Consider the following 21,264-nt stretch of genomic DNA (forward strand, 5'->3'; position numbering starts at 1 on the left):
CAGAAGGAATATTCTTTCGCATGTATCATTCCAAAATCCTACTAAGTATTAGCGACCCATTTTTCATAATGATTGGATAAGAATAATTGCAAATAATCCTTAAAATTAATTTCCATCAGCTCTTTTGAGCTTGTCCATTCAAAATACCTGATGTTTTCGATAAATGAATGAAAGATCTTGTTTTTCAATAACTGAATAACCAAATTATTTTTACTATTTACAGACTTTGATTTATCATCAGGTTGATTTTTGATTATCGTACGAATAATCCCAATTAACAAATCGGTTAATTCGACACCAATTTCCACGCCTTTAGGAACAAGTTTACTATTCTCAACGATGTAATGCTCTCCCCTGTAAAGTGATTGAGTATTCAGTTGTTCCTTGACAACATCATGAAGCCGGAGAACTTCATATTCGCTTGAATGTTCAATAAAGATATCGGTCTTGATATAAACATTTTTCCCATAGCCTCGAAGAAGTCCGTAAATAATTCTTTCCGGGAACTTGGTATAAATCATCCGCTCAACCGTTTTACTGTCGAATTCTTTACGACCGGTAAGAACTGAATAATCATAATTAATGACGTTTAACTTGGTCATACCACAATACTTGTTAAAAATTTCTATAACACCGGTGATATCTTCTCTTTTTTTGGCATCTCCGGCATAGGACTTCCAATGAAGCTTTAGTTTATTATCCCTCAATTGTTGAGAATATGATTCCAGGTCTGGAGAATTATAAATAATAGCCGGGATTACAAGTCCAGCCATTAAATTTGGTTTTTCCGAACCTTTACCACTTTCATCAAAAAACACTTTGATCGATTGCTCTCTTTGCATGATAAAACCTCATTTCTCTAATAATCAAGATTGACAAATTGTGTTCGATTAGATACTATAACAGTGTAATATTTGTTCTCATTCTTGTGAGTGCGAGCAAATATTGAGACTGATAAGTTCGTTCTCGTGAACGCGCTAATATCAGTCCTCAAAACTACCAAACTTCTTTGGTAGTTTTTTATTTTTTTACTAATTCTCTAAAAACTCCTCCTTTTGTTCATTCTCTTCATTGGTTTCATCCACATTTTCCTTATCTATTTCTTCTAAAACCTTTTCGATTCTTCCATATTCCAAAAAATTCTTTTACTCTTTGCTTAAAAAATCCTGCATCTACCTGACCTAAGTCTTCAACCAACTCAGAAATTGCCTCCCACTTGGCTGGGCCATCGATTTGAAGTTCGTGATTTAAAGCAAGGTCAATAATTTGTTTCTTTTCATATTTAAGCGGGATATTAAATAATTTATGATCTTCGATGTAGAGCTTACTCACCCCATAATTAGATAAATGCTGCAACGGGTAATAAAAGCAGTTACTAAACCATTGTCCCTTTTGGATAGAATAAAAATCCATTGGGTATTCCCATTACGAATAGGGACTTTCCTTTTGATTTTTTTTGCTTGGAAGAATTGAGGGTGGTCGGTTCGACCGGGCGCTGGTGGGTCTATATGCCGGCTGGCAGTGGGGGTGCACGGTGCGCCGCGCGGAGCGGGTTGAAGGGTTGGTGCACTATAGCGATAAGCGGTACCGGGTGATTGAGCAGCGGGGCGCCCGCTGCACAGCGCGGTGCAGCTGCGACGATGCGGTGGCACGTGGGGTGCTCTGCAAGCACATCGCCTTTGTGGCTATGGCGGAGCTGGCCGCGGCTGTGGCGGCACGCAGTGCATACCGGCAGCTGCCGGGGCTGGACTGATGCCTGGCTCTTTTTTTGGTCGCGCCGGTATCCCGTCCCCCTTCTACCGGGGCGCAGTTGCGCCCCGGGTCGGATGGGATGACGCAGCTGCGCTTGTACAACACTCGGAGCCGCTCAAGCATTACGCAACATTTGCTGGTACTACTTTATCTGGGTTGCGGCACCGCTGCTGCGGCTGCCAACGCGCACACCTGGCTTTTCCCCGGGCATACCACAGCCCGAGCCGTCGTGTGCCTGGCTGGGCGGTAGTGCTCACCTGATCCCCTTTACGGCCCGGCGCACATTGGAGCGAGGCCATAAACAGCGGAAAATTACCACCCCGCTCCGAAGTACGCCTTACCCGGGTGGTTGTAACCGCGGGCCTGGTGGTAGACGAATCCGGCAAACCCCCTGCTGCCGGGCAAAGTGTGGCCGGCACTTACCGGTTATACTTACGGGTCATTGCCGGCCGCACCTTGCCAGGAAGAAACATGGGTGGCGGGCCGATGCGTGCATGTCGGCCACACACCAGGCCGACTTTTCCTGAATGGCTTTCGGGTCCGGCCCGGAGTGTGGCCGGCTTCGCCCGCAGCCGTATCCGCGCGATAGTGGTATCGTCCCGCACACCCGCCCAGCGTACAGGCTTGCGTGCGCGCAGGGTTTTATTACCACCGGGTGGGCGTCGTTGCCGCCCCAGGGACGGGGGCCGCAGTTGCGGCCCCACGCGCGTTACCGCGCACGCCCTTCCGCCGGGCTGCGGAAGCTTATTGAACAAAATGACTTGCTCTCACAACAAAATTAAAACCATGTAATTTTTGAACTAAGCCTGCTACTCATCGGTGATAGCAATACTACCGAGTCTGCCATACTGACCAATAAATAATTCCGGGCTGGGGATTTCGCCCGCCTATATATGAATTATTTACCGCTTGCAGTTAAAGTATATTGAACAAATCATTAACACAAAAGAAAAACGCAGGCTTCAAAGGCGATTAAAAGAGCTTCAATTTTTACAGTTCTGGCACTTAAATTTAATGATAGAACCCCCAACTGAGTATGACAACAATCTTGTATTTTTGTAAAGCGGAGAGAGTATGCTTATAGAAGGAACTGGTGCAATAAAAATAAAATGTGGGATAAAATGTGGGATGAATCGTTATCTCACCATAAACAAAAAAGCCTCCGAACCCCGGAGGCCTTGTCATTACTGGCGGGAGTGTGTGAGAATCGAACTCACCAGGGACGGGATCGCCGCCCCACGACTGGTTTTGAAGACCAGGAGGGCCACCAGGCCCCATCCACCCCCACTGGTATGCATTTTTGCGACATTGTTTATTATAGCAAATCAGAGTTAAATAAACAAGTTGCGTGTATACATTCCATTGATTTTCAACGCAAAATATAATAATCTATTATAGTGGATTTGTGAAGCGTTTTATACTACCATTTAAGCACAAGCAGGGAATATTCAGTGGGGAAGGAAAATTGCCCGGCCCCGTCGAAAGTTTAGGAGTGTGCGGACAGCAAGTTTGATTAAAAAAAGCTATCTTTCACAATAAGTGGGTGGAATAAATGATGCTGAATTTTTTCGACGAGATTAAAAATGAATTACGTATTGTGGAAGATGAACTTAAGTTGGCTGTCCGTTCTTCCGACCCGTTATTGACCGAAACTTCCACTCATTTGATAAATGCGGGTGGAAAACGATTGCGACCCGCATTTTGCTTACTGGGTGGTAAGTTTTATAATTTTAACCTGGACAAGTTAATCCCACTGGCCGTGGCGCTGGAATTGATTCACATGGCCACCCTGGTACACGATGATGTGGTTGACTCATCCCTCACCAGAAGGGGGATACCTACCGTTAAAGCGAAGTGGGGAAATAGGATCTCCACGCATATCGGTGATTACTTGCTGGGTAAATCGTTAATTCTAATATCCCGGTATGAAAATCCCCTCATTCCCAAAGTGCTGGCCGATACCAGCGTAAAGATGTGTGAAGGGGAAATAATACAAATTACGACTTCGTATAATACCGATCAAACCATCCGGGATTATTTCTATAGAATTAACAGGAAAACAGCTTTATTAATTTCCGCCTCCTGTCAGTTAGGTGCGGTGGCCTGTGGAGCCCCCGCACCCCTGCATCAATCCCTACGGCGTTTTGGTCATCATATCGGCATGGCCTTTCAAATTACCGATGATATTCTGGACATGACGGCGGAACAGATTAAACTGGGCAAACCGGTGGGCGGTGATTTGCAGCAGGGTATCATTACCTTACCGACCATTTATGCCCTGCAACACAGCAGTGAGCGCCAAAAACTGCATGAACTTATCACCAAGCCCAACAAAGCCGAGGAAGAAATAAACGAAGCCATTGCGCTGATAACCGCATGCGGGGGAATTGATTATTCAGCTGAAATGGCCCGCAAATACATTGTAAAGGCAAAAAAAGAGCTGAGCCGGTTGCCTGATGTTCCGGTCAAAAAAACCATGCAGATCATTGCCGATTTTATTGCCATCAGGAAATTTTAAAACCGGAGATGATAGGTTGGAATTTTATCCTGTATTTTTGAACCTCCAAGGGAAAAAGTGCCTGGTGGTGGGCGGCGGTCGGGTAGCGGAACGTAAAGTCAGGGCCCTGGTCCGCTGCGGCGCGCATGTGTATGTAGTCAGCCCCGTGTTAACCGCGGGGTTGCAGGAAATGCTCGATCACGGGCAAATCATTTACCGGCGGGGTTTTTATCAAACCGCCGACCTGGATGGCGTTTTCCTGGTAATCAGCGCCACGGATAATGAAGAGGTGAATAATGTCGTAGCCGTCGATTGCGCTGGTCGCAACATCCTGGTCAATGTGGTGGACGATCCACCCCGGTGCAATTTTTTTGTCCCCTCCGTGGTACACAGGGGTGCGTTGCAACTTGCCATTTCCACCGGCGGCAAAAGCCCGCACCTGGCTAAAACATTGCGCCAAAGTTTGGAAAAAGAATTCGGGCCCCAGTTTGCAGAATTTGTTGATTTTCTGGGTAACGTGCGTGCTGAGGTGTTGGACAGGGTTACAGACCCTTCCCGGAGAAAACAAATTTTAAAAAATCTGACGGATGAAACCACGCTTGCACTGGTTAAGCAGGGAGATATAGAGAAGGCAAAGGAGCGGGTAAAAAATGTCTATCATATCCATCGGCGTCAACCATAAAACTGCTCCGGTAGAAATCCGGGAACGGCTGTCATTTTCGGATAATTCTTTACAGGAATCTTATTTCAGGCTGCTTGACAACCCGGCGATTTTAGGCTGTGTCATTCTTTCTACTTGTAACCGCACCGAAATTTACGCCCACGTAGCGGACATAGAAAAAGGTATTGAAACTATTCGCTGTTTTTTGCAGCAAAAATCCGGCGTGGATTACACACTGATCAAAAAATATACCTATGCCTACAGGAAAAACAAAGCTTCCCAGCACCTTTTCCGAGTGGCGGCCGGATTGGATTCCATGCTGCTGGGCGAAACCCAGATTCTGGGCCAGGTGCGAACCGCCTATCAGTTAGCCCACAAGTACGCCGCCACCGATAAAGTGATCAATACTTTGTTTAATAAAGCCATTTCCGCTGGCAAGCGGGTGCGCACCGAAACGGGCATTGATCACCATGCCGTTTCCATCAGCTATGCCGCAGTGGAATTGGCCAGGCAGGTTTTCAGCGACCTTACGGGCAGGTCGGTGCTGGTAATCGGGGCCGGCAAAATGAGCGAACTTACCGCCAAACACCTGGTGGCCAACGGCGTATCGGGGGTTATTGTTTCCAACCGCTCCTATGACCGGGCTGAATGCCTGGCCCGCCAGTTCGGCGGCCGGGCCGTAAAATTTGATGAACTTTATTGCCACCTTCATTCGGCTGATATTGTAATCAGCTGTACCGCCGCGTCCCACTACGTGGTGCATGCCGCCCAGGTGCAAGAAGTGCTAAATAAAAACCCGGATAAGAAAATAATGATGATTGATATTGCCGTGCCGCGGGATATTGAACCCGACGTGCGGGATTTACCAGGCGTAACGCTTTATGACATAGACGCGTTGCAAAACGTGGTGGACAACAATCTCATGGAACGCAAACGCGCGGCCATTCTGGCCGAAGCCATTATCGATCAAGAAGTAGATGAGTTTGCCAAATGGCAGGGTATGCAATTTGTCATTCCCACGGTAGCGGCCCTGAAGCAACGCGGTGAAGAAATCAAGCAGAAGGAACTGATTCGGGCGTACAACCGATTGGGCGATCTGTCCGAGCGGGAACGCAAGGTGATTGGATCTCTGGCCAATTCCATTGTTAATCAATTGCTACACACCCCCATAACCCAACTTAAGACGTATGCCTTGACTGACCAGGGACCACTTTACACCGAGACCATCAATAAATTGTTCCGCCTGGAGGAAATGATGCAAGATGCAAATGACTCCGGGCGGATGGAAATGCCAGCCAAAGCATCAAGCCGGCGCTAAAAACGCTTTGATTTCGGGTGGGGCAAGGCATATGAGCCACACCCGAAATTTTTAACAGGAATATGGGCATCCTTTGCCTGAGAGCTATAAAATAATGCCGAACTATATGCGGAGGCCGATATGCTAAACAATATAACACTGGGTTCCCGGGATAGCGTTCTGGCCATGTGGCAGGCCGAATGGGTGGCCGGGGGACTGCGTCGGGCCCATCCCGACCTGAACTTTCACGTTACCGCCATGAAAACCAAGGGTGATAACATTTTAGATGTAGCGCTGGCCAAGATCGGCGATAAGGGTCTTTTCACCAAGGAGTTGGAAGTTGCGCTGCTGGAAGGTAAAATCAACCTGGCCGTACATAGCATGAAAGATTTGCCTACGCAATTACCGGATGGCCTGACCATTGGAGCCGTTTGCAGCAGGGAATACCCGGGGGACGTTTTAATCGCCAAGAATAACAAAACCTTGCAGGAATTGAGACCGGGCGCCCGCATCGGCACCAGCAGTTTGCGGCGCCGTGCCCAGTTGTTACATTACCGGCCGGACCTGCAAATGGTTGATATACGCGGTAACTTGCCCACGCGGCTGCGCAAGTTCAGGGAAATGGACCTTGACGGAATTATCCTGGCTTATGCCGGTGTCAAGCGCATGGGCTACGAAAATCTGCTTTCTCAAATGATTCCTTTTGAAATATGCCTGCCGGCGGTGGGACAGGGTTCCATCGGTATCGAAATACGCAGTGATGATGATGCTACCCGGGCTATTATATCGCCCCTCGATCACCGGGAATCCAGGTTGGCCATCGAAGCGGAAAGAGCCTTTATGAAAAGACTGGAAGGCGGTTGCCAGGTGCCTATCGGCGCTTACGCCCGGGTGGAAAGCAACCGGCTGTCGCTGGAAGGCACGGTGGCGGATCTGCACGGGAAAAACGCCATCCGCCGCAGCATTTCCGGCCCGGCGGAAAACGCCGGGCAATTGGGCAATCAGCTCGCCGAAATTTTGATAGAAATGGGCGCGGACAAAATTCTGCAGCAAGCAAGACAGGAGTTTGGAATTCATGAATAACAACAAGGGAACCGTATATCTCATAGGCGCCGGGCCGGGAGACCCGGGGCTGATTACAGTAAAGGGCCTGGAATGCATAAAAGAAGCGGACGTAATCGTTTATGACCGCTTGGCCGGCCCTCGATTGCTGGAACAGCGCCGCCCGGACGCCGAATGCATTTTTGTGGGTAAACAACCCGACCGGCACACCCTGACACAGGATGAAATAAATAAATTGTTGGTGGAAAAAGCATTGCGGGGCCTTACCGTTGCCCGGCTCAAGGGGGGGGATCCTTTCGTTTTCGGTCGCGGGGGCGAAGAAGCCGAAGAACTGGCCCGGCACGGTATACCTTTTGAAATCATCCCCGGTATAACCTCCGCCATAGCCGTACCGGCCTACGCCGGGATACCGGTGACCCACAGGGATTTCACTTCTTCTCTGGCGATTATTACCGGCAATGAGGACCCCCTGAAGCAAACCTCTAATATTAACTGGTCGCAAATCGCCACCGGCGCCGGGACGTTGATATTTCTCATGGGTATGAGCAATTTGCCCGCGATAGCACAAAAACTAATAGAGCACGGCCGCTCCCCCCAAACGCCGGTAGCACTTATCAGGTGGGGCACCCGGCCGGAACAAAAAACCCTGGTGGGCAATTTGCACAACATTACCGTACTGGCGGTGGAAAAAAATTTTAAAAACCCGTCCATCATTATTGTGGGGGAAGTGGTCAAGCTGCGTGAAAGGCTGCGCTGGTTTGAAAACAAGCCGCTGTTCGGCAAAAGAATACTGGTGACCCGTTCCCGCGAGCAGGCCAGCGCGCTTTCCCGCTCCATTGAACGGCTGGGCGGCGAGCCGGTGGAATTTCCCACCATTTCCATAACCGAACCGGCAGATTACGCCCCCCTGGACCGGACTATCGGTAATCTTCCCTTATATAAATGGATTATTTTTACCAGTATTAACGGGGTCAGGGCATTTTTCAACCGCATGCGTTATTTAAACGGCGATATACGCGACTTGAAAGGGATCAAGCTATGCGCCATCGGACCACAAACTGCCAAAACTTTACAGGCCATGGCCCTGCAAGTTGATTATATCCCTGCGGAATACCGGGCTGAAGCCATTGTGGCCGGATTGCGGGATAGCATTAAAGCCGGCGATCGGGTGCTGTTGCCCCGCGCTGACATTGCCAGACAACTACTGCCCGAGGCATTGTCCGAACTGGGCGCGGTGGTTGATGAAGTAACGGCATACCGCACGATAGCCGGTTCCGGCAACGCGCCCGTAATCCGGGAAATGCTGGCCGGCGGCGAAATTGATATTATCACCTTTACCAGTTCATCCACCGTGCGTAATTTTGTAAACCTGCTGGGCGCCGGCGGCGACCCGAAAGGTCTGCTGGGTCAGGCCCGGGTGGCCTGCATTGGCCCCATCACAGCCCGAACCGCCGGTGAACTGGGTTTGCCGGTGGACATAACGGCACAGGAATATACCATTGCCGGGCTGTTAAAGGCCATTTTGGATTATTATCGGCCGGCTGATCGGTAAACACCTATTTTTTTAACATGGATAGTTGGGTATAAAACATGCGGGGTTAGTAGTCCCCGACTAAGCGAACTTTTTCTAAGTATAAAGGAGAAAAAAATGATCAGCGTCAGCAGATTGATTTGCGGGGCCAAATACTACGGTGATTCGCTGCGTTATCAAAATGATTCAGGCTGCCAGCGCAACGGGACCACGGCTGGGATGGGCCCCGTAGTTGTCTGGAACATGACCCGTACCTGTAACTTGAGATGCCTGCACTGCTACGCCAGCGCCGAGGACCGCGCCTTTGCCAATGAACTGAACACAGCGGAAGCGAAACAGTTTATAGACGACCTGACAGCATACAAGGTGCCGGTGCTGCTTTTTTCCGGTGGCGAACCGCTGCTGAGGCAGGACTTTTTTACTCTGGCCGAATACACCCGCAGCAGGGGTATCCGGGCCACCATTTCCACCAACGGAACGCTGATTACCAATGAGGTAGCCCGGCACATCAAGAAAATCGGCATCAGTTACGTGGGGATAAGCCTGGATGGCATCGGCGCCGACAACGACCGGTTCCGGGGCCGCAAAGGAGCCTTTGACGCCGCATTGAACGGTATTCGCGCTTGCCGGGACGCCGGGCAGCGGGTGGGATTGCGCTTTACCATCAACCGTCACAATTATCGTCAGTTGCCGGATATTTTTAAACTAATCGAAGAAGAAGACATCCCGAGGATATGTTTTTATCACCTGGTCTATAGCGGGCGGGGCAGCAAAATGCGCGATGAAGATATCAGCCACGCCGAAACGCGCCAAGCCATGGATTTGATTATGCAAAAGACCAAGGATTTCCACCGCCGCGGTCTGGACAAGGAAATTCTCACGGTGGATAATCATGCTGACGGTGTATATATCTATCTTTTTTTAAAACGTACAGATTCCGCCAGGGCGGAGCGGGCCGGGCAATTGCTGGCCATGAACGGCGGCAACCGTTCGGGCGTGGCCATCGGTGCCGTGGACTGGTCAGGCAACGTGCATCCCGACCAATTTACCCGCAATATTATCCTGGGCAATGTGCGGGAGCAAAAATTCGCTACCATCTGGGAAAACAACAGTAACCCGCTGATGCTGGGTCTCAAGAACCGCAAGCCTTTGCTTAAAGGCCGTTGTTCAACCTGCCGGTGGCTGGATATGTGCAACGGTAATTTCAGGGCGCGGGCAGAAGCGGTATACGGCGATTTCTGGGCGCCTGACCCGGCTTGCTACCTGACCGACGAAGAAATTGGTTTGCCGAAGTAGGGAAAAAGTTACATTCGCTAGGCATTAGATGGTTTTATAACGATTAACTTTGGGGAGGTGCCCACATGTATTACCCTGTTATACGCCCCCGCCGCCTGCGCTTGAGCGACAATATGCGCCGGCTGGTCAGGGAAAACCACCTACAGGTGGATAATTTGATTTACCCGCTTTTTGTCACCGGTGGTCGAAACATAAAAACACCCGTGGCGGCCATGCCGGGCGTATACAACTTATCCATTGATTTGCTGCTGGAAGAAGTTGCAGCAGTTCAGACACTGGGCATACCTGGCATTTTGTTATTCGGCATTCCCGATTATAAGGACGCCACCGGAACCGGTGCCTATGACGAAAACGGCATTATACAAAAGGCCGCCCGGACGATCAAGGATAAATACCCCGATATCCTGATCATTACCGATGTTTGTCTCTGCGAATATACCGACCACGGCCATTGCGGCATTGTGCAGGACGGCGACGTGGTAAATGACGCAACCCTGGAACTGCTGGCCCGCACAGCTGTTTCACATGCCCGCAGCGGCGCGGACATAGTGGCCCCTTCGGACATGATGGACGGCCGGGTACAGGCTATTCGCAAAGCACTGGACAGCGAAGGTTTCACCAATATTCCCATCATGTCCTACGGTATCAAATACGCCTCGGCTTTTTACGGACCTTTCCGGGAGGCCGCGGGATCGGCCCCGCAATTCGGCGACCGCAAAACCTACCAGATGGACCCGCCCAACGCCAGGGAGGCCTTGCGGGAGGCCGAGCAGGACATTGCCGAGGGAGCGGACATTATCATCGTCAAACCCGCCATGGCCTATATGGACGTTATCGCGGCGGTACGGGAGAAATTCGCGACCCCCGTGGCTGCGTACAACGTCAGCGGCGAGTATTCCATGATCAAAGCTGCCGCCCACATGGGCTGGATTGACGAGGCAAAAACCGCTATGGAGCTGCTAACCGGCATGAAACGGGCGGGCGCGGATATTATTATCACTTATCACGCTCCAGACGCGGCTCGCTGGATCAATAGCGTTTAATTCCAGAACATTACCGGGAGGAAATACATGCTGGTATCGTGGAACACCACCAACGCCTGCAACCTATTCTGTAAGCATTGCTACAGGGAGTCCGGGGTCAGGGCGGCTGAAGAACTCAACACCGCCGAAGGATTTAAATTAATTGACGAGATTGCCCGGGCGGGTTTCAAAATAATGATTTTCAGCGGCGGCGAGCCATTGATGAGGGACGACATTTATGAACTTATACAATATGCCGCTCGCAGCGGAATGAGGCCGGTGCTGGGCTCCAACGGCACCTTGATCACCCCCGGAGTTGCCGCCGATTTAAAAGGAGCCGGAGCCATGGCTGTGGGTATTAGCCTGGACAGCACCGACCCGGCCAAACACGATACTTTCCGCTCATCAACCGGAGCCTGGCAGGCCGCGGTGGACGGCATGCAGGCCTGCCGCGAAGCCGGGCTGCCGTTTCAGGTGCATACTACTGTGCTGGAGTGGAACAACGAAGAGATTGAAGACTTGACGGACTTATCCGTTGACATGGGAGCCCGGGGACACCACATATTTTTCATGGTACCCGCCGGCCGGGCAGTAAACATTGAAGCAGAAACTCTGCGCGCGGAACAATATGAGCAGCTTCTGCAACGGATCATCACCAAGCAAGGCCGGGTGGACATCGAATTAAAACCCACCTGCGCTCCCCAGTTCATGCGCATTGCCCGGCAAATGGGGGTGAACATGCGCTTCAGCCGCGGCTGCCTGGCGGGAACTTCCTACTGCATCATCAGCCCGCGCGGCGACGTGCAACCTTGTGCTTACCTGAACATCCCCCTGGGCAATGTACGACAAACCCCGTTTGATAAAATATGGCGGGAAAATGACGTTCTGCAAAGGTTGCGCACCCTGGATTACAGCGGGGGGTGCGGCACCTGTGCCTTTAAAAAAATCTGCGGAGGATGCCGGGCCAGGGCTTATTTTTACCACGGTGACTACATGGCCGAAGAACCCTGGTGTCTTTACCATGGAAGAAAGGGATTTTAGCCAATGAGCCTCGACCAAACGGACAAAAAAATACTGCAAATCATCCAGTCGGACTTTCCGCTGACATCCCGGCCTTTTGCGGCCATTGCCGAATCCTTGGGGATAACCGAAGATGAAGTGCTGGAAAGAATCGGCCGGATGCAGCAAAGCGGGGTCATCAGGCGTCTGGGCGGGCTGTTTGATTCACGAAAAATTGGCTATACCGGAACTTTGTGCGCCATGCGGGTACCGCAGGATCATCTTTCCCGGGTGGCGGAAATTGTTAATGCCTATCCAGGCGTCACCCACAACTATATTCGCAGCCATGAGTACAATATGTGGTTCACGTTGCTGGCGGAATCTGAAGCCCGCATTAACTCCATAATTAAAGAAATTAAAACCAAAACCGGCATTACAGATGTTTTAAACCTGCCGGCCGTGAATATTTTCAAAATACGGGTCAATTTTAACCTTTCCGAGGTGCAAAATGCTGACTGATCTGGAAAAGCAAATTGTCATCGAATTGCAGAACGGCCTGCCCCTGGTGCCAAGGCCCTACCAGGAAATAGCTGAACGGTTGGGCCTGGCGGAGAGCGAATTGATAATTAAAATTAAAGAAATGACAGAGCGGGGGATCATTCGCCGCTTCGGGGCGGCCGTACGCCACCAAGATCTGGGCTTTACTGCCAACGCCATGGTAGTGTGGGACGTGCCGGAAGAACAGGCGCCGACCGCCGGCAGGCTGTTGGCCGGCTTTGCCGAAGTGACGCACTGCTACCAGCGTACCAGGCGCCCCGGTTGGCCTTATACCATTTTCACCGTTATCCACGGGCAAACCAGGGAAGAATGTGAACGAATTGCGGGCCGCATGGCCAAAAAAACGGGCTTTACTAATTACAGGCTGTTATTCAGTACCAGCGAATTGAAAAAAAGTACGATGAAGTATTTTTCAGATTAAATATTACAGGCGGTGATTAAAGATGCATAATGGTTTTACCAAATCCGCTTCCTTGTACGGGGAAGCCTCCCGTTTTATTCCGGGCGGGGTGAACAGTCCGGTGCGGGCCTTCAAATCAGTGGGAGCCACCCCGGTCTTTATCAAAAATGGGGACGGGGCCGTTATTACCGACGTGGACGGGAATACATACATTGATTACGTTGGTTCATGGGGACCGCTGATTCTTGGCCACAGACATCCCGCGGTAGTACAAGCCCTTGAGAAATGTTTAAGAACAATGGGCACCAGTTTCGGCGCCCCCACTGAACTGGAAACCGAATTAGCCCGTCTGATCGTGGAAGCCCTGCCCGCCATGGACATGGTCAGGTTGGTAAATTCGGGCACCGAGGCCACCATGAGCGCCATCAGGTTGGCCCGCGGCTATACCGGTCGACACAAGGTGGTTAAATTTGCCGGGTGTTATCACGGGCACGCCGACTTTTTATTAATTAAGGCCGGTTCCGGTGCCTTGACCCTGGGGGTTCCCACCAGTCCTGGCGTGCCGCCCAGTACAGCTGAACATACCATTACCGCTCCCTTTAACGACCTGACTACCCTAAAAGAAATTTTCAACCAGATAGGTGAGGAAATCGCGGCCGTCATTGTCGAACCGGTGCCGGGAAACATGGGGGTAGTTCCCCCCGCGCCGGGCTTCCTGGCCGGCCTGCGGGACCTGACCAGGGAATACGAAACTGTTTTGATATTTGACGAGGTAATGACGGGATTCAGGGTAACCTACGGCGGCGCCCAAGTTCTTTACGATATCGAACCCGACCTCACCTGCCTGGGCAAAGTAATTGGCGGCGGGTTGCCGGTGGGCGCCTACGGCGGGAAAAAGGAAATTATGGCGCAAGTTTCCCCCGCGGGACCGGTTTACCAGGCCGGTACCTTATCGGGCAACCCCCTGGCGGTAACGGCCGGGATAGCCACCCTACAGGAGTTGAAGCAACCGGGGATTTACGATGAACTGGAAGCTAAGTCCGCCCGGCTGGACGCCGGCCTTAAAGAAGCCGCCGCTGCGGCGGACCTGGAATTAACCTTTAACCGCGTCGGCTCCATGCTGTGCATGTTCTTCACCGGTGAACCTGTAACCGACTTCGATTCGGCATGCCGGTCCGATACGGAACAATTCGCGCGTTATTTTAAGGCCATGCTGGAAAAAGGGATATATTTGGCACCCTCGCAATTTGAAGCGGCTTTTATGTCTCTGACGCATACGACGGAACAAATCGACCGGACCATCGAGGCCGCACACGCGTCGTTAAAAGAAATACGATGAAATACTTAATTGAACTGCAAAACTTATCCTTCCAAACGGGCGGCGCCGGGCCCGCTATTACCGTTTCCGCCGGTCTGCCCGCCGGGTCCGTCCTATTTATCTCCGGTCCGTCAGGAGTGGGGAAGACAACTTTGTTGCGCACCATTAGCAGGTTGCACGGCAGCATTTCCGGCGAAGTATACCTGGACGGTCAATCATGGGCCAGTTATTCCGTTTTTCAGTGGCGGCGGCTGGTCCACTATTTTCCCCAAAAACCGGTCCTGTTCAGCGGGACCGTCCGGGACAACCTGACAATTCCATTTACCGTCGCCCGGGTCAGCAAAGATGTTGTCCTCAACCATGACCGGGCGAAACGTTTGCTGACCCTACTACTGCCCGGAAAATCTCCGGAGCAGGATGCGTCAACTTTATCCGGTGGTGAATCGTCAAGGTTGGCGTTGATAAGAGCGCTATTGATAGAACCTGCAGTTTTACTGCTGGATGAACCCACCGCGCACCTGGACCGCAAAACCGGCACTTTAGTTTTACAGGCTCTCGCCGGCTGGCTGAATGAGCAGCCCCGGCGGGGAATTATCATGGTTTCGCACGGCAATGACGCCGCCCAACTGGTGGAAATGGGCGCGTCCACCGACATTTTAAACTTGGGCGGACGGGGGAAAGGGGCTTGGGATAAGTGAACGGTAATGAAATTATCCCCATTTCCAATTTTCAACTGGCATTAAGCGTAATATTGGTGCTCCTGGCGGGGTCGGTATCCGCGCTGCTCCGGCTGGGACTGTTAAAGTCCCTGTTGTGGGGAACCGTCAGAACCTTTGTGCAATTATTTTTAATCGGCTACGCGTTAACATACATATTTAATCTGAACAGCCCCCCGGTAATTTTTGCGATTATATTGATCATGTGCGCCATCGCCACCCACGCCGCCACCCGGCGCTCATCCAACGTACCTGATTACCCGAAGGCAATAGGTTTTTTATCTTTAACCGCAAGCACCTTCCTGGTTGGTGGTATCGTTGTAGGTCTGATTATCACTCCTGAGCCCTGGTATTCTGCAAGGACCGTAGTGCCCATTTTCGGCATGATTTTAGGTAACTCCATGAACGGCATCGCCCTGTCGCTGGATCGGCTTTACAGCGAAACAAGGTCCCACATTGCCGAAATTGAATCGCTGCTCTCCTTTGGGGCCACTCCCTGGGAAGCCATGCGGGAAAGAATCAAAGAAGCGCTGCGGGCGGGAATGACCCCGACGATAAATTCGTTAATGGTGGTCGGCCTGGTGAGTTTGCCGGGTATGATGACCGGTCAAATACTGGGCGGCGCAGACCCGCGCGAGGCTGTGAGATACCAAATAGTGGTCATGTTGATGATTGCCGCCGCGGTGGCAGTGGGCTGTTTAATGCTAGTGCTGCTGTCCTATAAGCATCTGTTTACAGAAGATGCCGCCCTGAACACAACTAAAATAAAAGTAAAACAGTAACTTAACCCCTGAAAATGTCCTTTAAGGTTAATTATACTTCAAATTAGAAAAACCTATTTGACAATAAAGAGGTTAAGATGGTATAAAATATCTATGGCATGTGAATATAATAACTTAACATCGCCATTTAATAGCAAATCAAAAATTAATAACTTATTCGATATATTTGTTATTATTTTCACATTCAGACAAGGCATGCAGGAGGTGAAATATTGAAAACTTTAAGAGTACCTGAAGCTACGGTTACCAGGCTTTCGATTTATTCCAGGTTCTTGGAAAGGTTGGATAAAAACGGTGTCACAACGGTGTCATCGGGAGAAATTGCGGAAGGCGTGGGAGTCAGCCCGGCACAGGTAAGAAAAGACCTGGCTTATTTCGGCGAATTCGGCACCAGGGGTGTCGGTTACAATGTAAAGGATTTATTGAAGTACACCCTAAAAATCCTTGGACTGGATCAACCATGGTCACTGGCCATTTTCGGTGCCGGCAACCTGGGTTTTGCACTCTGTACGTACCGGGGTTTTAACATTCGCAGTTTTCATATCGCCGGCGTTTTTGACAACGATCCTACCAGAATCGGTAAAAAAATCGGCAACCTGGAAGTACAGCCCCTGGATAAATTCCCTGAAATAGTCAAGAGCGAGAATATTCGCATAGGCGTTATCGCCGTTCCGGTAAGCGCTGCACAGGAAGTGGCCGACCTGATGGTCAAAAACGGTCTGGAGGCTATTCTAAATTTTGCCCCCGTAGCTTTGAATGTGCCCGATCACATAGAAATACGCAACGTAGACCTTTCGGTAAAGCTGGAAATTTTAACTTTCAACCTTGGTTTTCGGGCCGCACAGAATTTATAATAGTAATACTATACAATGTAGTAAACCTGCCCCCGGGGCGTTATTTATCATCACCATGTGAGGTAACGGGCATGAATAATTTACATGTTATGCAAGTTAAAACGTCCGGTCGGGAAGAATTTATCGACATTACGCCGGGTATCAATGAATATATTAGGCAAGCCGGGATAACCGACGGATTGTGCCACATCTATGTGCCGCACACCACCGCCGGCCTTACCATCAACGAAGGGGCCGATCCCAGTGTTGCCAAGGACTTGCTGATGCAGCTAAATAAGCTCATTCCGGATAACGGCGCGTACACACACCTGGAGGGTAATTCACCCGCTCATATTAAATCATTTCTGGCGGGGGCGGAAAAAACCGTGCCTATCGTTAATGGAGCCATGCTGTTGGGCACATGGCAAAAGGTCTTCTTTTGTGAATTCGACGGCCCGCGACAGCGGAAAGTATTCATCAAGATTATTGGCGACTAAAAATCAAACCGGGCCAGGACCGGGTCAACGGCCCGGTCCTGAACGCCGACAGGTTTTTCTTTTTTGCTTTCTTCCCTGGAGCCCGTTGTTTTCCCCCGGGCAATCAGGGTGGTGATTTCACGGTCAACCTGCCGGATGTCTTCTTCATATTTTAGCAGCACGTTCAAAGTTTCCCGTACCGTTTTCACGTCAAGTACATCGGCTCCAAGTAATAACAGCGTTCTGGCCCAATCTATTGATTCGGTAATGCTGGGCGCTTTTTTCAATTTTTTACTTCTTAATTTTTGCACAAAATTGATAATTTCTCGCGCTAAATTATTGCATAAACCAGGTACCTTTAATTGTAAAATTGCCTCTTCCCGGGCCGCATCGGGGTAAATCAGGTAAAGATACAGGCATCTCCTTTTCAGTGCGTCGCTTAATTCCCGCGCGCTGTTGCTGGTGATCACCACGTAGGGCTTGTGTTTGGCCCGCACCCGCCCCAACTCGGGAATACTGACCTGAAATTCGGAAAGTGCTTCAAGTAAAAAACTTTCCAATTCTTCCTCGCTTTTATCGATTTCGTCAACCAGCAAAACCACCGGTCTTGTTGACTGAAAAGCCCTGAGCAGAGGACGTTCCAGTAAAAATTCAGTGGAAAAAATGTCTCCTTCACTACCGTGCATCTGGATATGTAATAATTGTTTGTGGTAATTCCATTCATAAATCGTCTTGCTTTCATCAAGTCCGGGGTAGCACTGCAGCCTGATCAGTTCCGTGCCCAGGGCGCTCGCCACAGCGCCGGCCAGACTGGTTTTCCCGACCCCGGCGGGCCCCTCGATCAACAACGGCTTGCCCAGTCGCCCGGACAGGAATACAGTGGTGGATATGCGTCTATCCACTATGTATTTTTGCCTGATCAAACCGTTCATTACATTATCTACAGATTTAAAAAAAGCAGCATACCGGTCCATAATCCACCCCTTGGTACAGTTAATTACTTGAATTTTCAGTAGCGGAGGTAACCATGCAGGTTGAAATTCTCACCCGAAACGTAGATAAAAAGACCGCCATATTGACGGCGCTTGCCGGTGAACCCGAATTACAGGCAACGGGCGAAAAAATAACCATCCCCGGCCTAATTCTACAGGCAACAGAAAATTACCTGCTGTTCAACATCAGTTCCACTAAACTGGTTGAACGCATATTGCCCATGTTGTTTACTTTGAAGCCCACGGGACAGTTTTACGAACCGGTCACCGACGTTAAAATAATTGCCACAGCCAGATGCTACACCCCGGTAAAAATACTGCCCCATTTACATGAAATAAACCACCTCGACCTGGAAAAGGAAGAACTACTTGGTACCAGGCTGGCTGAGTGGCGCTCCCGGGACGTGGCTGTAACGGCGCGCGCTGAACTGGCCGTGCAAGGCGGTGTACTAGTCGCCCGCATCAAGTTTGACACTCATTTTCGGGACAGCCAGTATAACTGCCAGGCCTGCATAGAACAGATTTCTCTGCGACATTTGCTGGCCCCCCTTTGTCCGGAATTTACGGCACCCGCCCCCGGGCCGCGCATTGGGAGTCCATCCATCCGGGCGCAGCAAAAAATAACCGAACAAAAGTGGGTGGAATTTATCAACCGCCGGCCGGGTACTGTAATTTACAGCCAGGAAAAAGATGCCTATGTGATTACCTTGCACGGCGGGGGACGCATTTCATGCAAGCAAATGACGGAAGGACAAGATATACTATGCGAATTGGAATTTGCCAGTCCCAGTAAGGTCAGTTCCGGCATTTTTTACGACCTGCGCCAAACACTGGGTATTGAAGCGTTGGACATTTTACACCGGGCGGAGGATATGGTTTTATCGCCCGATCAGTTAATGCGTGACCTGGCCTTTAGCAAACAAAAGGCATTTCATTTGTTTGCCCTGGACGCGGGTGATTTTACCGCCACCTATGATATAAAAAGTCTGCAACTCACTCTGAGCACTAAAATTAACCTGGATGACAACTTCACACTTGAAGCGCTGCAAAAAAGCTACCGGCACATATTAGAATTCATGGACAAGGTGATGGATGTTGCAGAACAAAATTATTGCCCTGATTAATTACTTGCGCAACACGGGCCTGCCCGTCTCACCCGGCGAAACGCTCGATTTCGCCAGGGCGCTACAAGAAACAGGCTTGCGGCGGGACGATGTCCTTGCCGCCGCATTGTGTACCCTGGCCAAGGACAGTTACGCTTATGAAAATCTGGCTTGTTTACTGGAAGCTTATTTACGGCAAATGGATCGGGGGCAAAAAATCATACCGCCGCACATTGACACCAAAGCGGTGCTCAACAATCCGCCCAGGCTTTCGCGCGCTGAATTCATGCGTAAAATGGCTAAAATAAAGGACAGCCTGCGCAATGAAATAATGCGGGATAGCGCAGCCGGCAAACCGGCCATAGGCACAGCCGGGGACGGCGGCACAGCCGACAGGCCAGCCGGTGCCAGCAGAAACGGCAGCCATGAAAAACCTGTCCGGGACCTGGCAGTGGCCGGAACTCCAAACCTGTCGCCCGCTAATCAATCGGGCACCCCCGGACCAACCAACCTGCGGGAAATTGATATCGCTAAAGCTGACGAACGACAATTGGAAGCCATTAAAAAGGTGCTGCTTAGTATCGGGCGCAAGCTGGCTGTAAACAAAGGCTATCGCAAAAAACCCGCCAAGGCCGGGAGTATTGACCTGCGCAGGACATTACGGCAGGCGGTGCACTACGGCGGAATACCGCTTGAATTGCGAAAAGAAGCCCGAATCCCCGCCAAACCCCGCATCGCCATTCTGTGCGACCTTTCGGGGTCGGTAGCCCCGTACAGTGAATTTTTCCTGCAATTGCTGGTTAGCATGCAGCATAAATTTTCCAGTTTAAGATCATTTGCCTTTGTTGATAGTATTGTAGAAATAACGGAATTGGCCAGATCCGGTTCCGGGGCATGGCATCTTTCAGTGCGAAAAATTCTGCGCGAGGCCAAAATCTCCGTTACCGGCTTCAGTAATTACGGCAGAGTATGGGAATATTTTTGTAAGCAGTATTTACCCGGCCTTGCCCCCCAAACAACCCTGATCATCCTGGGTGACGCCAGAAACAACTGGCAGCCGGACGGGGTGGAATATTGGCAGACCATTACCGACCGGTGTCACAGGACAATATGGTTGAATCCGCTGCCCCGGCCCGGTTGGCAATCCAATGATTGCATTATAAATGTTTATGCCCCGTACTGTTCCCGGGTCTTTGAATGTCGTAACGCCAATCAACTGTCCCGCATCATAAAAAATATTCTGTAACACCTTGACTTTTTATTGCCTCTGAGGTAGAATAATTTTTGCGTTCAGTCGCGGGATGTGGCGCAGTTTGGTAGCGCGCTTGCCTTGGGAGCAAGAAGCCGGGGGTTCAAATCCCTCCATCCCGACCAGATAAAAACATGGCCCCATGGTCAAGCGGCCTAAGACACCGCCCTTTCACGGCGGTAACCCGGGTTCGAATCCCGGTGGGGTCACCAACGGAGGGGTTCCCGAGTGGCCAAAGGGAGCAGACTGTAAATCTGCCGGCGACGCCTTCGCAGGTTCGAATCCTGCCCCCTCCACCATACTGGGGCGTAGCCAAGCGGTAAGGCAACGGGCTTTGGACTCGTCATGCGTTGGTTCGAATCCAGCCGCCCCAGCCAAATCGAGTAGGGTAGCGCCGCAGTAATTTGCTGCGGCGTTATCCCTCTCACAGAACCGTACGTACGGGCCTCGTATACGGCTCCTGATAAACCTCAGTCATTTCTCTCGAAAATGATGCAAAATGCCGACATTGTATGAGGTTAGGTTAATTAGCCCAAGCTCATCGAACCAACTGTTAGGCAACGCCATATTTATCAGCGGGCTGGCAGAATTACGCCATCGCGTCATGGAGATTTTGAGAAAATCTCCTTTATAGCCCCGCCTTCTTAGTGCTTTGTGCAGTTGCTTCCACTTCTTCCATTCCCGCATCTTTTTCATTCGCAGCCTTCGCCGTATCCATTC

Annotated in this window: 22 protein-coding genes and 5 tRNA genes; 23 read left to right on the forward strand and 4 right to left on the reverse strand. The window is 50.6% G+C overall.

Features of this window, described 5'->3' with window-relative positions:
- Nucleotides 1–41: 41 nt before the first annotated feature.
- Nucleotides 42–842 (reverse strand): hypothetical protein, encoded by an 801-nt coding sequence (locus tag BM299_RS12410; protein ID WP_092484727.1) that lies wholly within the window; start codon nucleotides 840–842, stop codon nucleotides 42–44.
- A gap of 250 nt (nucleotides 843–1,092) precedes the next feature.
- Nucleotides 1,093–1,413, reverse strand: a complete 321-nt coding sequence (locus BM299_RS12415; protein ID WP_092484731.1) for a hypothetical protein — start codon at nucleotides 1,411–1,413, stop codon at nucleotides 1,093–1,095.
- A 43-nt stretch (nucleotides 1,414–1,456) separates the two neighbouring features.
- On the opposite strand from BM299_RS12415, the gene BM299_RS12420 reads away from it, so the two are divergent.
- Both BM299_RS12420 and BM299_RS19085 read left to right on the forward strand, forming a co-directional pair.
- Nucleotides 1,457–1,753: an SWIM zinc finger family protein gene (locus BM299_RS12420; RefSeq protein WP_092484734.1), complete on the forward strand. Its 297-nt coding sequence runs from the start codon at nucleotides 1,457–1,459 to the stop codon at nucleotides 1,751–1,753.
- Between the two features lie 344 nt (nucleotides 1,754–2,097).
- On the forward strand, nucleotides 2,098–2,544 hold the full coding sequence (locus BM299_RS19085) for a hypothetical protein (protein WP_131820643.1): 447 nt from the start codon (nucleotides 2,098–2,100) through the stop codon (nucleotides 2,542–2,544).
- A 396-nt stretch (nucleotides 2,545–2,940) separates the two neighbouring features.
- Here BM299_RS19085 and BM299_RS19405 read toward each other — a convergent pair.
- Nucleotides 2,941–3,038 (reverse strand) — tRNA-Sec (locus tag BM299_RS19405).
- A 269-nt stretch (nucleotides 3,039–3,307) separates the two neighbouring features.
- On the opposite strand from BM299_RS19405, the gene BM299_RS12430 reads away from it, so the two are divergent.
- The 15 genes from BM299_RS12430 (at nucleotide 3,308) to BM299_RS12500 (ending at nucleotide 17,221) form a co-directional block, all read left to right on the forward strand.
- Nucleotides 3,308–4,270, forward strand: a complete 963-nt coding sequence (locus BM299_RS12430; RefSeq protein WP_092484739.1) for a polyprenyl synthetase family protein — start codon at nucleotides 3,308–3,310, stop codon at nucleotides 4,268–4,270.
- Nucleotides 4,271–4,286: 16 nt separating this feature from the next.
- The gene (locus tag BM299_RS12435) at nucleotides 4,287–4,931 is read left to right on the forward strand and encodes a precorrin-2 dehydrogenase/sirohydrochlorin ferrochelatase family protein (protein ID WP_207545178.1); all 645 of its coding nucleotides are present in this window, start codon (nucleotides 4,287–4,289) and stop codon (nucleotides 4,929–4,931) included.
- Nucleotides 4,900–6,228 (forward strand): glutamyl-tRNA reductase, encoded by a 1,329-nt coding sequence (locus BM299_RS12440; RefSeq protein ID WP_092484745.1) that lies wholly within the window; start codon nucleotides 4,900–4,902, stop codon nucleotides 6,226–6,228. Before BM299_RS12435 ends, BM299_RS12440 begins: the two co-directional genes overlap by 32 nt.
- A gap of 120 nt (nucleotides 6,229–6,348) precedes the next feature.
- Nucleotides 6,349–7,290 carry a hydroxymethylbilane synthase gene (gene hemC / locus BM299_RS12445; protein ID WP_092484748.1) on the forward strand — a complete coding sequence of 314 codons (942 nt, stop codon included), beginning with the start codon at nucleotides 6,349–6,351 and terminating at the stop codon, nucleotides 7,288–7,290.
- Complete coding sequence (cobA, locus tag BM299_RS12450; protein ID WP_092484751.1) at nucleotides 7,283–8,821, forward strand: uroporphyrinogen-III C-methyltransferase; 1,539 nt, start codon at nucleotides 7,283–7,285, stop codon at nucleotides 8,819–8,821. Before hemC ends, cobA begins: the two co-directional genes overlap by 8 nt.
- A gap of 96 nt (nucleotides 8,822–8,917) precedes the next feature.
- Nucleotides 8,918–10,096, forward strand: a complete 1,179-nt coding sequence (nirJ1, locus tag BM299_RS12455; RefSeq protein WP_092484754.1) for a putative heme d1 biosynthesis radical SAM protein NirJ1 — start codon at nucleotides 8,918–8,920, stop codon at nucleotides 10,094–10,096.
- Nucleotides 10,097–10,161: 65 nt separating this feature from the next.
- Complete coding sequence (gene hemB / locus BM299_RS12460) at nucleotides 10,162–11,139, forward strand: porphobilinogen synthase (RefSeq protein WP_092484757.1); 978 nt, start codon at nucleotides 10,162–10,164, stop codon at nucleotides 11,137–11,139.
- Nucleotides 11,140–11,166: 27 nt separating this feature from the next.
- A complete protein-coding gene (gene nirJ2 / locus BM299_RS12465; protein WP_092484760.1) occupies nucleotides 11,167–12,159 on the forward strand; it encodes a putative heme d1 biosynthesis radical SAM protein NirJ2 in 993 nt (330 codons plus the stop codon).
- A 3-nt stretch (nucleotides 12,160–12,162) separates the two neighbouring features.
- Complete coding sequence (ahbA, locus tag BM299_RS12470; RefSeq protein WP_092484762.1) at nucleotides 12,163–12,636, forward strand: siroheme decarboxylase subunit alpha; 474 nt, start codon at nucleotides 12,163–12,165, stop codon at nucleotides 12,634–12,636.
- On the forward strand, nucleotides 12,626–13,096 hold the full coding sequence (ahbB, locus tag BM299_RS12475; protein ID WP_092484765.1) for a siroheme decarboxylase subunit beta: 471 nt from the start codon (nucleotides 12,626–12,628) through the stop codon (nucleotides 13,094–13,096). The genes ahbA and ahbB overlap by 11 nt, the downstream gene beginning before the upstream one ends.
- A 22-nt stretch (nucleotides 13,097–13,118) precedes the next feature.
- The gene (gene hemL, locus BM299_RS12480; protein ID WP_092484768.1) at nucleotides 13,119–14,414 is read left to right on the forward strand and encodes a glutamate-1-semialdehyde 2,1-aminomutase; all 1,296 of its coding nucleotides are present in this window, start codon (nucleotides 13,119–13,121) and stop codon (nucleotides 14,412–14,414) included.
- Nucleotides 14,411–15,091: an ABC transporter ATP-binding protein gene (locus BM299_RS12485; protein ID WP_092484771.1), complete on the forward strand. Its 681-nt coding sequence runs from the start codon at nucleotides 14,411–14,413 to the stop codon at nucleotides 15,089–15,091. The genes hemL and BM299_RS12485 overlap by 4 nt, the downstream gene beginning before the upstream one ends.
- Nucleotides 15,088–15,891, forward strand: a complete 804-nt coding sequence (locus BM299_RS12490) for an ABC transporter permease (protein ID WP_092484773.1) — start codon at nucleotides 15,088–15,090, stop codon at nucleotides 15,889–15,891. Before BM299_RS12485 ends, BM299_RS12490 begins: the two co-directional genes overlap by 4 nt.
- Before the next feature lie 212 nt (nucleotides 15,892–16,103).
- Complete coding sequence (locus BM299_RS12495; protein WP_092484776.1) at nucleotides 16,104–16,745, forward strand: redox-sensing transcriptional repressor Rex; 642 nt, start codon at nucleotides 16,104–16,106, stop codon at nucleotides 16,743–16,745.
- Between the two features lie 71 nt (nucleotides 16,746–16,816).
- Nucleotides 16,817–17,221, forward strand: coding sequence for a secondary thiamine-phosphate synthase enzyme YjbQ (locus BM299_RS12500; protein ID WP_092484779.1), 405 nt, complete (start codon nucleotides 16,817–16,819; stop codon nucleotides 17,219–17,221).
- On the opposite strand, the gene BM299_RS12505 is transcribed toward BM299_RS12500, so the two are convergent.
- Complete coding sequence (locus BM299_RS12505; RefSeq protein ID WP_092484783.1) at nucleotides 17,218–18,174, reverse strand: AAA family ATPase; 957 nt, start codon at nucleotides 18,172–18,174, stop codon at nucleotides 17,218–17,220. The two genes, BM299_RS12500 and BM299_RS12505, sit on opposite strands and share 4 nt — an antisense overlap.
- A 53-nt stretch (nucleotides 18,175–18,227) precedes the next feature.
- Between BM299_RS12505 and BM299_RS12510 the strand changes: the two genes are divergently transcribed.
- From BM299_RS12510 to BM299_RS12535, 6 genes are all read left to right on the forward strand, one after another.
- Nucleotides 18,228–19,316, forward strand: coding sequence for a hypothetical protein (locus BM299_RS12510; protein ID WP_092484785.1), 1,089 nt, complete (start codon nucleotides 18,228–18,230; stop codon nucleotides 19,314–19,316).
- On the forward strand, nucleotides 19,288–20,541 hold the full coding sequence (locus tag BM299_RS12515; protein ID WP_165608306.1) for a vWA domain-containing protein: 1,254 nt from the start codon (nucleotides 19,288–19,290) through the stop codon (nucleotides 20,539–20,541). The genes BM299_RS12510 and BM299_RS12515 overlap by 29 nt, the downstream gene beginning before the upstream one ends.
- A gap of 51 nt (nucleotides 20,542–20,592) precedes the next feature.
- Nucleotides 20,593–20,669: transfer RNA gene (locus tag BM299_RS12520), tRNA-Pro, on the forward strand.
- Nucleotides 20,670–20,680: 11 nt separating this feature from the next.
- Nucleotides 20,681–20,756, forward strand: a tRNA-Glu gene (locus BM299_RS12525).
- Between the two features lie 2 nt (nucleotides 20,757–20,758).
- A tRNA-Tyr gene (locus tag BM299_RS12530) sits at nucleotides 20,759–20,843 on the forward strand.
- Between the two features lie 3 nt (nucleotides 20,844–20,846).
- Nucleotides 20,847–20,921: transfer RNA gene (locus tag BM299_RS12535), tRNA-Gln, on the forward strand.
- The last annotated feature ends 343 nt before the right edge of the window (nucleotides 20,922–21,264 follow it).

The sequence above is a fragment of the Desulfoscipio geothermicus DSM 3669 genome (assembly GCF_900115975.1).
Taxonomy (GTDB): Bacteria; Bacillota; Desulfotomaculia; order Desulfotomaculales; family Desulfallaceae; genus Desulfoscipio; species Desulfoscipio geothermicus.